The organism is Klebsiella sp. K5-204, assembly GCF_030128585.1.
Taxonomy (GTDB): domain Bacteria; phylum Pseudomonadota; class Gammaproteobacteria; order Enterobacterales; family Enterobacteriaceae; genus Klebsiella; species Klebsiella quasipneumoniae.
In genome coordinates this window covers 41,522-54,715 of record NZ_JAKUZS010000001.1, presented here as the reverse complement: position 1 = coordinate 54,715, position 13,194 = coordinate 41,522, and the positions used below count along the sequence as shown (strand labels likewise).

The following is a 13,194-nucleotide window of genomic DNA, read 5'->3' as shown; positions in this document are numbered from 1 at the left end:
TCACTCCGGTAGTGGAACCGCCGCCAGGGTACAGATCGCCTCGTGCTCACCGCCGCGGCGATCGGTGATCACCACCTTATCGCCCGCTTTTTTACCTTCACACGGTTTCAGGACCTGCTCCACGATCCGCTCGCGGATCGCCTGACGTTCATTTTCAGCCTGACTGGCGAAGGCCGTCAGCGCCAGCACCACGCCCAGCAGGCTGAGGGTTTTCTTATACATGTCTTGCTCTCAGATCATTCTAATTCGCGGTCAGCGTAACCCGCTGCTGGCCGCACTTCTGTAAAATCACTTAACGGAGTGTTACGCCCTTTCAGCTGAAACCCAGGCTGTCACATTCCTGCGGGAAATATTTTATCACAACCCCTGCGGCGGATATTCCCGCGATGAGGCGTCATCTTTCAGACATATCCCGATGCTATCTTCAACTGAGCCCTGTATCTTTTTCCCTTTCTAAACAGAATTTTAGGTTGGTCTATGTCGGGTCTTATTCTCTTTATCGTCGCGGTGGCGCTGCTGGGCGTCGCCATCTACAGTCTGGTGTCGTACCTCAAAGAGCGGCGCGCCAGTCAGTTACCTGTCCATAAAAAGAAGAAATAATACCTTCCGTTCTCCGCCGTTTTCTGCTGATTTCTTTACCATCCTGTACTGTCCCTTACCGATGCCATAACAAAGGCAGGCCTGCGGGCCTGCCTTTGTTCGGTTTCTGCGTCAGGCTCTAGGACTCCCAGGCCTGCTCCGCCTTGGCGGCATCGAACTGCGGCGGCGGTTTACGGAAGCGTCGGGTCAGATAAGCCAGATACACCAGACCAAGCGCCGCCCACACCAGACCGAGCGTCAGGGAAGTGGCCTCGAGGTTGATCCACAGCACCCCTACCGTCAACGCCCCGACCATCGGCAGCAGCAGATAGTGCAGTCGATCCTTCCAGGTTTTGTTGTACCCTTTGCGCCGCCAGAAGTGGTTGAACACCGACAGGTTAACGAAGGTGAAGGCCACCAGCGCGCCGAAGTTAATCAACGCGGTGGCGGTCACCAGGTCGAAGAACAGCGCCGACAGCGCGACAATACCCACCATAATCACGTTCAACGCCGGGGTGCGCCATTTCGGATGCACATAGCCGAAAATGCGCTCCGGGAAGACGTTATCGCGGCCCATCACGTACAGCAGACGGGAGACGCTGGCATGGGACGCCAGGCCGGACGCCAGGGTGTTAACAAAGGTGGTGCAGAGGAAAATTGACTGGAACAGCTTGCCGCCCACGTACAGCGCAATCTCCGGCAGCGCGGCGTCCGGGTCTTTAAAGCGATGAATATCCGGGAAAAACAGCTGCATAAAGAACGACGCGACGATGAAAATAATGCCGCCGTACATCGCGGTGAGAAAAATCGCCTTCGGGATCACCCGCGCGGCGTCAGGCGTCTCTTCCGACAGCGTGGTCACCGCGTCGAAGCCGAGAAACGAAAAGCAGACGATGGTCGCCCCGGTAATAATCGGGATCAGATGCGCATTCTGGCTGATAAACGGCTGCAGCGACCAGACGGTCCCTACCCCCTCGCCTTTGTGCAGCCCCTGGACCACCAGAATGACAAACACCACCATAATCGAGATCTGCACCAGCACGAACAGGGTGTTGAAGTTGGCCACCAGGTTAACGCTTTTCAGGTTCGCGGCGGTCAGAATGGCGACAAAGGTCACCACCCACACCCATGGCGGCACTTCCGGGAACAGCGCCGAGAGATAGATCTTCGCCAGCAGGACGTTGATCATCGGCAGGAACAGATAATCCAGCAGCGACGACCAGCCGACCATAAAACCGACGTGCGGACTGATGGATTTTTGCGCGTAGGTGTAGGCAGAGCCGGCTTCAGGGAACTGGCGCACCAGTTTGCCGTAGCTGATGGCGGTGAACAGCACGCCAGCCAGCGCCAGCAAATACGACGCCGGGACGTGGCCGTTGCTGATGCCGGAGACAATGCCGAAGGTATCAAACACCGTCATCGGCGTCAGATAGGCGAGCCCCATCATCACCACTTGCCAGAGTTTGAGGGATTTACGCAGACGCGGTCTGCCCGCCTGAGCGGCGTTATGCGCAGGAAGATTAATTGCCATCGACCATTCCCCCCTTGCGGATAACAGTTTGCGGGCACAACGTTCGCGTGACAAACCTGCTTAGCAAGGGGGTAAGGCATAAATAAAAGGGTAAGACGGACCGGTGAGCGGTTGCTGGCTGGCATCCAATGCGGCCTGAGCGGCCTCCCTCTCCCTGCGGATATTTGAACATCTGCATCATCTCATTTCCTCGTCACACACTGTGTCGTTAACTGAAGCCCCGTTGCCGCCTGCGCTCCTTAACGCGACATCCGGGAAATGGCTGGGCTCCCAGCAAAAAGGACGACCAGGCTCCGCTCAGGCCGTATGATGCTACTCATGACTCAACTCATGCGCCCCTCGCGGGGCGACCATCAGGCGTTTTTCAACATCCACTCAATTTCAGTTTCTGTGATAAGACGCTCAAACTGCAATAATTCATCATGCTTGCAGGCATGGAAAACGTGGCAGAAACGCTCGCCGAGACGCTCACGCAGGTGATCGTTCTGCATAAACTCCCACAGCGCGTCGCTCTGACGGATCGGGAACGGCAGCCCTTCTTGTTCCAGGCCGTTACCTTCCACCTCTTCCTGCAAAGGCAGCTGAGGGTTATCCAGCCCGTGCAGGATACCGGCGAAAATCGCCGCCATCACCAGATACGGGTTGGCGTCCGCTCCCGCCACGCGATACTCCACGCGGTGGTTCTGCCGCTCGCCGCACGGGATCCGCAGCGCCACGGTACGGTTGTTATGGCCCCAGGAAGCCTGCGTCGGGACATACATCCCCGGCTGGAAGCGGCGATACGAGTTCACGTTCGGCGCCAGCAGCGCCATCGAGGCCGGCATCAGATCGATCATCCCGGCCAGCGCGCGTTTAAGCAGCGCGGAGTCTTCCCCGTCGCCGTCCACCAGCACGTTTTCCCCTTTATTGTTCAGCATGCTGATGTGGATATGCATCCCGCTGCCCGCATGCTCTTCATAAGGCTTGGCCATAAAAGTGGCGTGCATCTTATGCTTCTCCGCCATTAAACGCACGAGACGTTTTAACGCCAGCGCATCATCGCAGGCGTCCAGCACGTTATCGGTATGGTGGAGATTGATTTCAAACTGGCCCGGCGAGGCTTCGGCCACCGCGCCGTCGGCGGGGATCAGCTGCAGTTTCGCCAGCTCGTCGATGTCGTTGAGCACGTCGGCAAAGTGGTTCAGGTTATCGACCGAGTAGACCTGGCTTTGGGTGTTGCGATCGTCGGTGCCCGGCGCGCACGGCGGCTGCAGGTAGCCTTCGGCATCGCGTTTGCGGTCCAGTAAATAGAACTCCAGCTCTACCGCTACCACGGGGAACAGCCCGCGCTGGCGCAGCTGCTGCCAGAGGCGGTTGAGTACGTTCCGCGGCTCAACGTCAAAGGGAGCGCCATCTTCATCAACCATGGTCAGCTGTACCTGGGCTATCGACTGCGGATCGGCCGCTGAAGGCGTTAAGGTACCGGGCACCGGGATGCAGCTGCGATCCGGCTCGCCCATCTCCTGGCCCAGACCGGCCTCTTCCACGACGTTGCCGAGAATATCCATCGCAAACACCGAGGCCGGAAAATAACAGCCTTTCTCCAGCTTGCTCAGGCCGGCAACGGGGATGCGCTTGCCGCGGAAGCAGCCGTTCAGATCAGTGAGGAGGACATCGACATATTGGGTATCAGGGTAGGTTTCGAGGTAGCGCTTCACTTCTTTCGCGAACGCGCTGACCCGTCTCTCTTCCGTTTGCTGAACAAAATTCTCAACTTCTACGATATTGGTTTCCATGATTCACCGCCGTTGGTTTGGTTTCGGTCCTGCACTCAGACCGTTAAATATAATGTCCACCCCATCGACTGTGTATGCAAATAAATTGTTTGTCAAATGTTAAATTAAGTTTGCAAAGGGCTATTTCCACTGCTAGATTGAGAAAATATTGAACGATATGGCCGTTAAACCCGCTATAGCGGTCATAATTTAGTCCACTTTGTGAGGGCGATCATGGAAAATATAATGTACAAGCCAGTTATTGGCGTCGTGATGTGTAGAAACAGGCTTAAGGGTCACCAGACCCAGACCTTGCAAGAAAAGTACCTGAATGCAATTGTTAACGCCGGCGGACTGCCGATCGCCCTGCCGCATGCGCTGGCGGAGCCGGAGCTGCTGAACGCGTTAGTCGATAAACTGGACGGGATATACCTGCCAGGCAGCCCCAGTAACGTGCAGCCGCACCTTTATGGTGAAAACGGCGATGAGCCTGACGCCGACCCCGGGCGTGATCTTCTGAGCATGGCGCTGATTAACGCCGCACTCGAAAGGCGCATCCCCATTTTCGCCATCTGTCGTGGACTGCAGGAACTGGTTGTCGCCACCGGTGGGACTCTGTATCGTCGTCTGTTCGAGCAGCCTGAGCTGCTGGAGCATCGCGAAGATCCTGAACTGCCCGTCGAGCAGCAGTATGCCCCGTCCCATCAGGTTGAGGTTCAGGAAGGAGGATTGCTGTCGCAATTGATACCGGGCTGCAACACGTTTTGGGTAAACTCGCTACACGGACAAGGAGCAAAAACCCTGAGTCCGCAGCTGCGCGTGGAGGCGCGAGCGCCGGATGGACTGGTGGAAGCGGTCAGCGTGAACGATCACCCTTTCGCGCTGGGCGTACAGTGGCATCCTGAATGGAACAGTAGCGAATACGCCCTGTCGCGTATGTTGTTTGATGGTTTTATCACCGCCTGTCAGGGCCATCATGCTGAAAAGCGGCGGCGCTGACCACTACCGTTAAGGAAATGCAAATATGAGCGATGACGGACTGGCGCCAGGGAAACGTCTGTCAGAGATCCGCCAACAGCTGGGTCTCTCGCAGCGTCGTGCCGCCGAACTGTCTGGGTTAACACATAGTGCCATCAGCACCATAGAGCAGGACAAAGTCAGTCCCGCCATCAGTACGCTGCAAAAGCTGCTGAAAGTCTATGGGCTGTCGCTCTCGGAATTCTTTTCTGAACCCGAAAAGCCGGACGAACCCCAGGTGGTCATTAATCAGGATGACCTTATCGAAATGGGCAGTCAGGGCGTTTCCATGAAGCTGGTTCATAACGGAAATCCGAACCGTACGCTGGCGATGATTTTTGAAACTTACCAGCCTGGAACCACGACCGGGGAGAGGATTAAGCATCAGGGTGAGGAGATAGGCACCATACTGGAGGGGGAGATCGTGCTGACCATTAACGGTCAGTCGTACCACCTGGTGGCTGGACAGAGCTATGCCATTAACACCGGCATCCCGCACAGCTTCAGCAACACCTCGGCAGGCATCTGCCGCATCATCAGTGCCCACACCCCCACCACATTCTGAATAGTTAGCCTGAACGAGGTTCAGGCTTTCTTCAGACCTGCGACGGCGGAAATTTTATTTTCGTCGCCGCGAAAAACTCGCCGTCATAACGTTTGTGCCGGAAGGGGATCCTATTTCCTGCTGGCCCTGAAATAATTAACGCCGTGAATGGCGACTCGTCCCTGAATTATTCGGCATGCAGACAACCTGCCGAAATTTAGGGCAATAAAACGGTATTCAACTCCGGGGATTCACGATGCCCTGCGCCTGGCGCCGCGCCCCCGTGCAGCCTGAAAACGCCGAAATGATTAATTTGCCGATAATGTTTTTAAGGAGTCATGATGAATTTTCAGCACCTGGCTTACTGGCAGGAAAAAGCGAAAAGCCTGGCCATTGAAACACGATTATTTATTAACGGCGAATATTGCGCCGCGGTCGATAATACCACCTTTGAAACCATTGACCCTGCCGCGCAGCAAACGTTAGCCCATGTCGCCCGCGGCAAAAAAGCCGACGTTGAGCTGGCGGTGAAGGCCGCGCGCCGGGTCTTTGATAACGGCGACTGGTCACAGGCCGCCCCCGCGCAGCGTAAAGCGGTTCTCACACGCTTCGCCGACCTGATGGAGGCCCACCGCGAAGAGCTGGCGCTGCTGGAAACGCTGGATACCGGCAAACCGATTCGCCACAGCCTGCGCGACGATATTCCCGGCGCCGCCCGCGCCATCCGCTGGTATGCCGAAGCGCTGGATAAAGTCTATGGCGAAGTGGCCCCCACCGGCAGCAACGAGCTGGCGATGATCGTCCGCGAACCGATTGGCGTCATCGCCGCGGTGGTGCCATGGAACTTCCCGCTGCTGCTGGCCTGCTGGAAGCTCGGTCCGGCGCTGGCGGCAGGCAACAGCGTGATCCTTAAGCCGTCGGAAAAATCGCCGCTCACCGCCCTGCGCCTCGCCGGGCTGGCGAAAGAGGCTGGCCTGCCGGACGGCGTGCTGAACGTGGTCAGCGGCTTTGGTCACGAGGCCGGACAGGCGCTCGCCCTGCATCCTGACGTGGAGGTCATTACTTTTACCGGCTCCACCCGCACCGGCAAGCAGCTGCTGAAAGACGCCGGCGACAGCAATATGAAGCGCGTGTGGCTGGAAGCGGGCGGCAAGAGCGCCAACATCGTCTTCGCCGACTGCCCGGATCTGCAAAAAGCGGTCAGCGCCACCGCCGGCGGCATCTTCTACAACCAGGGCCAGGTGTGCATCGCCGGCACCCGCCTGCTGCTGGAGGAGAGCATCGCCGACGAGTTCCTGGCGCGACTGAAAACCGAAGCGCAACACTGGCAGCCGGGCAACCCGCTCGACCCAAACACCACCATGGGCATGCTGATTGACAACACCCATGCCGACAGCGTGCACAGTTTTATTCGCGGCGGCGAAAGTAAAAGCACGCTGTTCCTCGATGGGCGGAAAAATCCATGGCCAGCCGCCGTCGGCCCGACCATTTTCATTGACGTCGACCCGGCTTCCACCCTCAGCCGGGAAGAGATCTTCGGCCCGGTGCTGGTGGTGACGCGATTCAAAAGCGAAGACGAGGCGCTGCGGCTTGCCAACGACAGCGACTACGGCCTCGGGGCCGCGGTATGGACTCGCGATCTCTCACGCGCCCACCGCATGAGCCGCCGCCTGAAGGCCGGTTCGGTCTTCGTCAACAACTATAACGATGGTGATATGACCGTCCCCTTCGGCGGTTACAAACAGAGCGGCAACGGGCGCGATAAGTCGCTGCACGCCCTGGAAAAATTCACCGAACTGAAAACCATCTGGATTGCCCTGGAGTCTTAATCATGACCGAACATACCACCAGCTATTACGCCGCCAGCGCCAACAAATATGAACCCTTTCCGACGCTGGACGAATCGATAAGCTGCGACGTCTGCGTCGTCGGCGGCGGCTACACCGGCCTCTCCTCTGCCCTGCATCTTGCCGAAATGGGCTACGACGTGGTGGTGCTGGAAGGGGCGCGCATCGGCTTCGGCGCCAGCGGCCGCAACGGCGGTCAGCTGGTTAACTCCTACAGCCGCGATATCGACGTGATTGAAAAAAACTACGGCCCGGATGCGGCGAAAATGCTCGGCAGCATGATGTTCGAAGGCGGCGATATTATCCGCGAACGCATCCAGCGCTATCAGATCCAGTGCGATTACCGGCCGGGCGGCCTGTTCGTGGCGATGAACCATAAACAGCTGGAGACGCTGGAAGAACAGAAAGCCAACTGGGAGCGCTACGGCAACACGCAGCTGGAGCTGCTGGACAGAGAGGCGATTCGTCGCGAAGTGGACAGCGACCGCTACGTCGGCGCCCTGCTCGACCACAGCGGCGGCCATATTCACCCGCTCAACCTCGCCATCGGCGAAGCGGACGCTATTCGCCTGAACGGCGGCCGGGTGTATGAGCAGTCGCCGGTCACCCGCATCCAGCACACCAGCCCGGCAGTGGTCAGCACCGCCCGCGGCCAGGTCACTGCCCGCTATGTGATCGTCGCCGGCAACGCCTATCTCGGTGACAAACTGGAGCCGGAGCTGGCGAAGCGCAGCATGCCGTGCGGCACCCAGGTGGTCACCACCGCGCCGCTGTCGGAGGAGGTCGCCCGCTCGCTGATCCCGAAAAACTACTGTGTGGAAGACTGTAACTACCTGCTGGACTACTACCGTCTGACCGGCGATAACCGCCTGCTGTACGGCGGCGGCGTGGTCTACGGCGCCCGCGACCCGGACGATGTGGAGCGGCTGATTATGCCAAAGCTGCTGAAAACCTTCCCACAGCTGCAGGGGGTGAAGATTGACTACCGCTGGACGGGCAACTTCCTGCTGACCTTGTCGCGGATGCCGCAGTTTGGTCGCCTGGATAGCAACATCTACTACATGCAGGGCTACAGCGGGCATGGGGTCACCTGTACCCACCTCGCCGGAAGATTGATTTCGGAACTGCTGCGCGGCGACGCCGAGCGTTTCGACGCCTTTGCCAAACTGCCGCACTACCCGTTCCCGGGCGGCCGCAGCCTGCGTATCCCCTTTACCGCGATGGGCGCCGCCTACTACAGCCTGCGCGACCGCCTTGGGGTTTAATCGTCTTTGCCGACGGCCCTGGCCGTCGGCTCATGCTGCGGATAGTGTTGCTGGAAATAGTGGCGCAGAAACTCCACGGTGGTGCGAATTTTAGCCGACGTCGCCAGGCGGGAGACGTAAACCGCCCAGACGTTGGCCGGTTGCCAGTAGTCCGGCAGCACCTGCACCAGATGCCCGCTGGCGATATTCTCCCTGACGTCCCACCACGAACGGAGCGCAATCCCCTGCCCGTCCAGACACCACTGATGAACAATTTCGCCATGGTTGGACGACAGCGGCCCGGTCACTTTGATGGCGTGCAGGCCCTCTTTGCTATGCAGCTGCCAGACGCCGAACGGATGATCCCGCTCTTTAATCACCAGGCACGGCAGAGCCGCCAGATCGCTCAGCTGTTTCAGCGGCGCATGGCGGGCGAGGAACTGCGGCGACGCGCAGAGCACGCGGTGATTGCGCGCCAGCTGGCGGGCAATCAGATTCGGCGCGATATCGTCGCCGAGGCGAATATCGAGATCCACCCCTTCATTGACTAAATCCACCAGCCGGTCCTGAACATCAAAACGCAGCTCCAGCTGCGGGTACTGAAGCGCCAGCGCCGACAGCGCGGGGGCCACCACCCGGCGGCCAAAGCCGAAGCTGCTGATAATCCGCAGCGTTCCCTGCGGCACCTGACGCACGTCGGAGAGCTCGTCCATCATCTCATCGACATCCTGCAGAATGCGCTGCGCCCACTCGTAGATCCGCTCTCCCTCTTCGGTAATGGTGACCCGGCGGGTGGTCCGGTGCAGCAACATCACATTCAGGGTTTGCTCCAGCAGCGAAACCCGCTTGCTGACAAAAGCCGGCGATACGCCCAGCTCCTCAGCGACGGCGGCAAACCCGGCCCGGCGGGCGACCAGCATAAAGACGCGTAAATCATTCAGCAGCGGCAGATTATTCATGATCTGTGTTTTATGTTTCACCAGTTAGCGTGATTAATTATGAATCAGTCAATTATAGGATAAGCAGGTGGTCAAACATCATCGCTAAAAAGTGAGAACCGGAATGAAAAAAACCTGTCGTATTGCCGCCATCCCGGGTGACGGAATTGGCAAAGAAGTTCTGCCTGAAGGGATCCGCGTAATGAAAGCCGCCGCGCAGCGGTGGGATCTGGCGCTGAGCTTCGAGCAGATGGAGTGGGCAAGCTGCGAATATTATGCTCATCACGGTAAGATGATGCCGGACGACTGGCGCGAGCAGTTACTGGGGTTCGACGCCATCTACTTTGGCGCCGTCGGCTGGCCGGATACCGTCCCGGATCATATCTCGCTATGGGGGTCGCTGCTGAAGTTCCGCCGCGAGTTCGATCAGTACGTCAACCTGCGCCCGGTGCGCCTGTTCCCCGGCGTCCCCTGCCCGCTGGCGGGGAAAAAGGCTGGCGATATCGATTTCTACGTGGTGCGCGAGAACACCGAAGGCGAATATTCCGCTCTGGGCGGGCGCGCCAATGAAGGCACCGAGCATGAAGTGGTGATTCAGGAGTCGATCTTTACCCGCCGGGGCGTTGACCGTATCCTGCGCTACGCCTTCGAGCTGGCGCAAAGCCGCCCGCGCAAAACGCTGACCTCGGCGACGAAATCCAACGGGCTGGCCATCAGCATGCCCTACTGGGATGAGCGGGTGGAGGAGATGGCCAAAAACTATCCCGAGATCCGCTGGGACAAGCAGCATATCGATATTCTCTGCGCCCGCTTCGTGCTGCAGCCGGAGCGGTTTGACGTGGTCGTCGGCTCCAATCTGTTCGGTGATATTCTCTCCGATCTCGGCCCGGCCTGCACCGGTACCATTGGTATTGCGCCATCGGCCAATCTCAACCCGGAGCGCACCTTCCCGTCGCTGTTCGAGCCGGTCCACGGTTCAGCGCCGGATATCTACGGTAAAAATATCGCCAATCCGATCGCCACCATATGGGCCGGGGCGATGATGCTTGATTTTCTCGGGAACGGCGATGCGCGCTATCACGCTGCGCACAACGGCATCCTGGCGGCAATTGAGCAGACGATCGCCAGTGGGCCGAAGACGCCGGATATGCAGGGCTCTGCCTCCACCCAACAGGTAGGAGACGCGGTTTGCCTGGCTGTGCTGAGTGAAGTCGTTCCAATGACGGCCAGGAAAACCAGCTCGAGTAGCGACCATTGATGCGAGGCACACTAGAGATACTCAACGCGTTGAGGTAACCGCTAAATCACCAGTGGGATAATCAATCCGTAGCCCCAGCGCTGCCGACAGGCAGTATGCATGATGGCGCAACACTTGTTGGGCTGCACCGCCGGGGCTCACATCAATGACCCCACTCTCATCAAACAAGGTCAACGCGTAAGCTATTGAACCACTGAGATCAAAAACCGGCGCGCTCACGGAACTCAATCCTGGCGCAGGAACATTTTGCTTGAAGTCGCACCCGGCCTGACGAACAGCCTCTAACTTCGCAAAGAATGCCGCCATAGCCGTTTTCGGCGCCGCACGGTGCTCACGTCGCCAATACTCCGCCTCCCATGCCTCGCGAACGATCTCCTCTGGCATCCAGGCGGAAAATACCTGACCAATGGAGGTCTGCTCCAGCGACATCACCGACCCGATTCGAATTTCCGGATATACGCTATAACGACTCTCTTCAACGCGCACGACCGTTGGTCCCATGTTCCCCCAAACGCTCAGGGCAGCACTATGTCCGCATTCCAGGTTTAAGATCTTCAACGTATGTTCAGCGGTATCGTAAGGACGGTGTAAATGCAGAGCCAGCATTCCTAACTGCTGTGACAGTTCTCCGGGTAGATAAAGCCCTCGTGCATCATCCTTTGTCACCAGTCCACTACGTACCAGGCTTATAAGATACGGGAAAGCCCGTGCCGGACTCATACCGACAGCCTGGGCAATCTTTTTTAGCGGCACACCACCCTGTTGGCCTGTGAGGAACTCTAACATCAAGGCGGCAGTTTCAACCGACTGCACTCCACGCGAGTTCTTATCATTATCAACGTGATTCATAAGCGATCTCATTGCATGAAAGGGAGGCGGCGAGCGCTTGAAGAGCATTGCTCACCATCGTTAAGCGCTCACCTATCAAATCATGAGCGGCCGCAAACGCGCTGATCGTCAGGGTAAGCGAGTTGTCAGCCGCAAACACCGGGACAGCAAGGCTGGTAATTGATGCCAACGGATAAGACTGTGCAATCGATATTTTGTCTCTCCTGATGGCGGCCAATTGTTGCTGAAAAGCCGGGGAGAGATAATCATCCAGCTTATCGCGCGTAAACATCTGCTGGTTAATTACCTCGGTACACTGTTCGCGATCGTGATAAGCGGCGAAAAGTTTTCCTGTCGCTGTCTGGGTCAGAGAAAGTACGCTTCCCAGGCGAAAACCAATATTCATCACTGCACCATGCTCACGATAGTCAATGACCAGCGGGCCAAAACGTCCCCACACAGAAAGAAACATATTGACGTTTAAACGCTGTCCCAACGCTGCAATATGAGCAATAGCCTCTTCCACTACCGACTGGCTATGTAGGGCTGCGACGCCTAAACGGAGGGCTAGTGCCCCTGGTTCAAATTTCTGACTTTGTGGGTCACGCTTAAGCAGACCCACGCGCGTCATGCTTACCAGATAGTTATGAATTTGCGCAGAAGTTGTCCCTGCCCGCTCAGCTATTTCGCTGAGCGTTAAGGGACGGGAATGGTCCACCAGTACTCGTAAAATTTGCCCGGCGATTTCCACGCTCTGGATCCCACGCGATTCTGATTTCATAGCACTTACCGCTGCTGTCAGGTTGTTATGAAGCGGTACTTTATCTTGGGCATCAGGTGCTAACAATATGTTTTGGGATGCTTCACTCACCAGCCTCAACGCAACGGTAATCCATCAGCTCACCAGATATCCTCCGTCTACAGGCAATATCACACCGGTCACATAGCTGGCAGCAGACGAAGCGAGAAAAGTCGCAGGACCAATAAGTTCATCAGGTTGCGCGGCACGCTTCATCGGCACGTGCTGCAAAAAACGCTGCATAACCTCTTCATTATCCCTTGTACTTGCCGACATTTCTGTCGCGATCATTCCCGGAGCAATGGCGTTTACACGTATATTATCCGTCGCCAGTTCCGCAGCAAGCGTCCGGGTTAACTGCGCCAGCGCGCCTTTAGAGATGGCATAGGTGGGTGAGGTTGGTGCGGCGACAAAGGACTGGATAGAAGCAATATTAATAATATTTCCACGCCGTCTTTTTAAGGCAGGTAAAAATGCACGGGTCATATTAAAAGGACCATGAACATTCACGGCGAGCGTGACGGCAAAGGCCTCGTAAACAGATGCCGATGCAAAGGGGATCCGCTTCAACAGTCCTGCATTATTGATTAATACATCGATATCCCCTACCTCCTCAGCAAGCTGCAGACATCCTTCGATCTGGCTAACGTCAAGCCGGTACGCACTGGCTAATCGCCCTTCTGCTCTAAACGTATCTGCTAAACGCTGCACGCCTTTGTCATCGACATCGACCAATATGACTTCTGCCCCAGCATCCGACATCCCGCGCGCTAAGGCGGCGCCATTACCTTTTGCCGCCCCGGTAATGAGTATTTTCTTACCGCTTAAATCAAATAATGGTGCAATTTGCATAAT

13 protein-coding genes are annotated in these 13,194 nt (G+C 57.3%); 6 read left to right on the top strand and 7 right to left on the bottom strand.

Features of this window, described 5'->3' with window-relative positions; translation table 11 throughout:
• Complete coding sequence (locus MKR05_RS00225; protein ID WP_072413610.1) at positions 1 to 222, bottom strand: hypothetical protein; 222 nt, start codon at positions 220 to 222, stop codon at positions 1 to 3.
• A gap of 255 nt (positions 223 to 477) precedes the next feature.
• On the opposite strand from MKR05_RS00225, the gene MKR05_RS00220 reads away from it, so the two are divergent.
• Positions 478 to 600, top strand: coding sequence for a small membrane protein (locus MKR05_RS00220; protein WP_002898600.1), 123 nt, complete (start codon positions 478 to 480; stop codon positions 598 to 600).
• 118 nt (positions 601 to 718) lie between these two features.
• Here MKR05_RS00220 and MKR05_RS00215 read toward each other — a convergent pair whose 3' ends face one another.
• Together MKR05_RS00215 and MKR05_RS00210 are read right to left on the bottom strand one after the other, a co-directional pair.
• Positions 719 to 2,110, bottom strand: a complete 1,392-nt coding sequence (locus MKR05_RS00215; RefSeq protein ID WP_044522001.1) for an APC family permease — start codon at positions 2,108 to 2,110, stop codon at positions 719 to 721.
• Positions 2,111 to 2,463: 353 nt separating this feature from the next.
• Entirely contained in the window at positions 2,464 to 3,885 is a 1,422-nt protein-coding gene (locus MKR05_RS00210; protein WP_002898595.1) for a glutamine synthetase family protein, read from the bottom strand.
• A gap of 225 nt (positions 3,886 to 4,110) precedes the next feature.
• On the opposite strand from MKR05_RS00210, the gene puuD reads away from it, so the two are divergent.
• The 4 genes from puuD to MKR05_RS00190 all read left to right on the top strand — a co-directional run bounded on the left by puuD (position 4,111) and on the right by MKR05_RS00190 (position 8,537).
• Positions 4,111 to 4,863: a gamma-glutamyl-gamma-aminobutyrate hydrolase gene (gene puuD, locus MKR05_RS00205; RefSeq protein ID WP_072199196.1), complete on the top strand. Its 753-nt coding sequence runs from the start codon at positions 4,111 to 4,113 to the stop codon at positions 4,861 to 4,863.
• A 25-nt stretch (positions 4,864 to 4,888) separates the two neighbouring features.
• The gene (puuR, locus tag MKR05_RS00200; RefSeq protein ID WP_002898590.1) at positions 4,889 to 5,446 is read left to right on the top strand and encodes an HTH-type transcriptional regulator PuuR; all 558 of its coding nucleotides are present in this window, start codon (positions 4,889 to 4,891) and stop codon (positions 5,444 to 5,446) included.
• A gap of 320 nt (positions 5,447 to 5,766) precedes the next feature.
• Positions 5,767 to 7,254, top strand: a complete 1,488-nt coding sequence (gene puuC, locus MKR05_RS00195; RefSeq protein WP_032455303.1) for an aldehyde dehydrogenase PuuC — start codon at positions 5,767 to 5,769, stop codon at positions 7,252 to 7,254.
• A gap of 2 nt (positions 7,255 to 7,256) precedes the next feature.
• Positions 7,257 to 8,537: an FAD-binding oxidoreductase gene (locus MKR05_RS00190; protein WP_023289085.1), complete on the top strand. Its 1,281-nt coding sequence runs from the start codon at positions 7,257 to 7,259 to the stop codon at positions 8,535 to 8,537.
• Here MKR05_RS00190 and MKR05_RS00185 read toward each other — a convergent pair.
• Entirely contained in the window at positions 8,534 to 9,496 is a 963-nt protein-coding gene (locus tag MKR05_RS00185) for a LysR substrate-binding domain-containing protein (protein ID WP_238875009.1), read from the bottom strand. The genes MKR05_RS00190 and MKR05_RS00185 overlap by 4 nt on opposite strands.
• Before the next feature lie 82 nt (positions 9,497 to 9,578).
• Between MKR05_RS00185 and MKR05_RS00180 the strand changes: the two genes are divergently transcribed.
• Complete coding sequence (locus tag MKR05_RS00180) at positions 9,579 to 10,712, top strand: tartrate dehydrogenase (protein ID WP_087824722.1); 1,134 nt, start codon at positions 9,579 to 9,581, stop codon at positions 10,710 to 10,712.
• Between the two features lie 21 nt (positions 10,713 to 10,733).
• Here MKR05_RS00180 and MKR05_RS00175 read toward each other — a convergent pair whose 3' ends face one another.
• Genes MKR05_RS00175 through MKR05_RS00165 form a run of 3 tightly spaced genes read right to left on the bottom strand, consistent with a single transcriptional unit; the run spans position 10,734 to position 13,191 of the window.
• On the bottom strand, positions 10,734 to 11,561 hold the full coding sequence (locus MKR05_RS00175) for an IclR family transcriptional regulator (protein WP_023289082.1): 828 nt from the start codon (positions 11,559 to 11,561) through the stop codon (positions 10,734 to 10,736).
• Positions 11,548 to 12,411, bottom strand: coding sequence for an IclR family transcriptional regulator (locus tag MKR05_RS00170; protein WP_124070407.1), 864 nt, complete (start codon positions 12,409 to 12,411; stop codon positions 11,548 to 11,550). Before MKR05_RS00170 ends, MKR05_RS00175 begins: the two co-directional genes overlap by 14 nt.
• Positions 12,412 to 12,435: 24 nt before the next feature.
• The gene (locus tag MKR05_RS00165; protein ID WP_023289080.1) at positions 12,436 to 13,191 is read right to left on the bottom strand and encodes an SDR family NAD(P)-dependent oxidoreductase; all 756 of its coding nucleotides are present in this window, start codon (positions 13,189 to 13,191) and stop codon (positions 12,436 to 12,438) included.
• Between the last annotated feature and the right edge of the window lie 3 nt (positions 13,192 to 13,194).

Excerpts from the sequence above, each read along its gene's own strand:
- puuD (WP_072199196.1), top strand. The coding sequence starts at position 4,111 with ATGTACAAGCCAGTTATTGGCGTCGTGATGTGTAGAAACAGGCTTAAG.
- MKR05_RS00175 (WP_023289082.1), bottom strand. The coding sequence starts at position 11,561 with ATGAATCACGTTGATAATGATAAGAACTCGCGTGGAGTGCAGTCGGTT.
- MKR05_RS00165 (WP_023289080.1), bottom strand. The coding sequence starts at position 13,191 with ATGCAAATTGCACCATTATTTGATTTAAGCGGTAAGAAAATACTCATT.
- MKR05_RS00220 (WP_002898600.1), top strand. The coding sequence starts at position 478 with ATGTCGGGTCTTATTCTCTTTATCGTCGCGGTGGCGCTGCTGGGCGTC.
- puuR (WP_002898590.1), top strand. The coding sequence starts at position 4,889 with ATGAGCGATGACGGACTGGCGCCAGGGAAACGTCTGTCAGAGATCCGC.
- MKR05_RS00210 (WP_002898595.1), bottom strand. The coding sequence starts at position 3,885 with ATGGAAACCAATATCGTAGAAGTTGAGAATTTTGTTCAGCAAACGGAA.
- MKR05_RS00180 (WP_087824722.1), top strand. The coding sequence starts at position 9,579 with ATGAAAAAAACCTGTCGTATTGCCGCCATCCCGGGTGACGGAATTGGC.
- MKR05_RS00190 (WP_023289085.1), top strand. The coding sequence starts at position 7,257 with ATGACCGAACATACCACCAGCTATTACGCCGCCAGCGCCAACAAATAT.
- puuC (WP_032455303.1), top strand. The coding sequence starts at position 5,767 with ATGAATTTTCAGCACCTGGCTTACTGGCAGGAAAAAGCGAAAAGCCTG.
- MKR05_RS00225 (WP_072413610.1), bottom strand. The coding sequence starts at position 222 with ATGTATAAGAAAACCCTCAGCCTGCTGGGCGTGGTGCTGGCGCTGACG.
- MKR05_RS00215 (WP_044522001.1), bottom strand. The coding sequence starts at position 2,110 with ATGGCAATTAATCTTCCTGCGCATAACGCCGCTCAGGCGGGCAGACCG.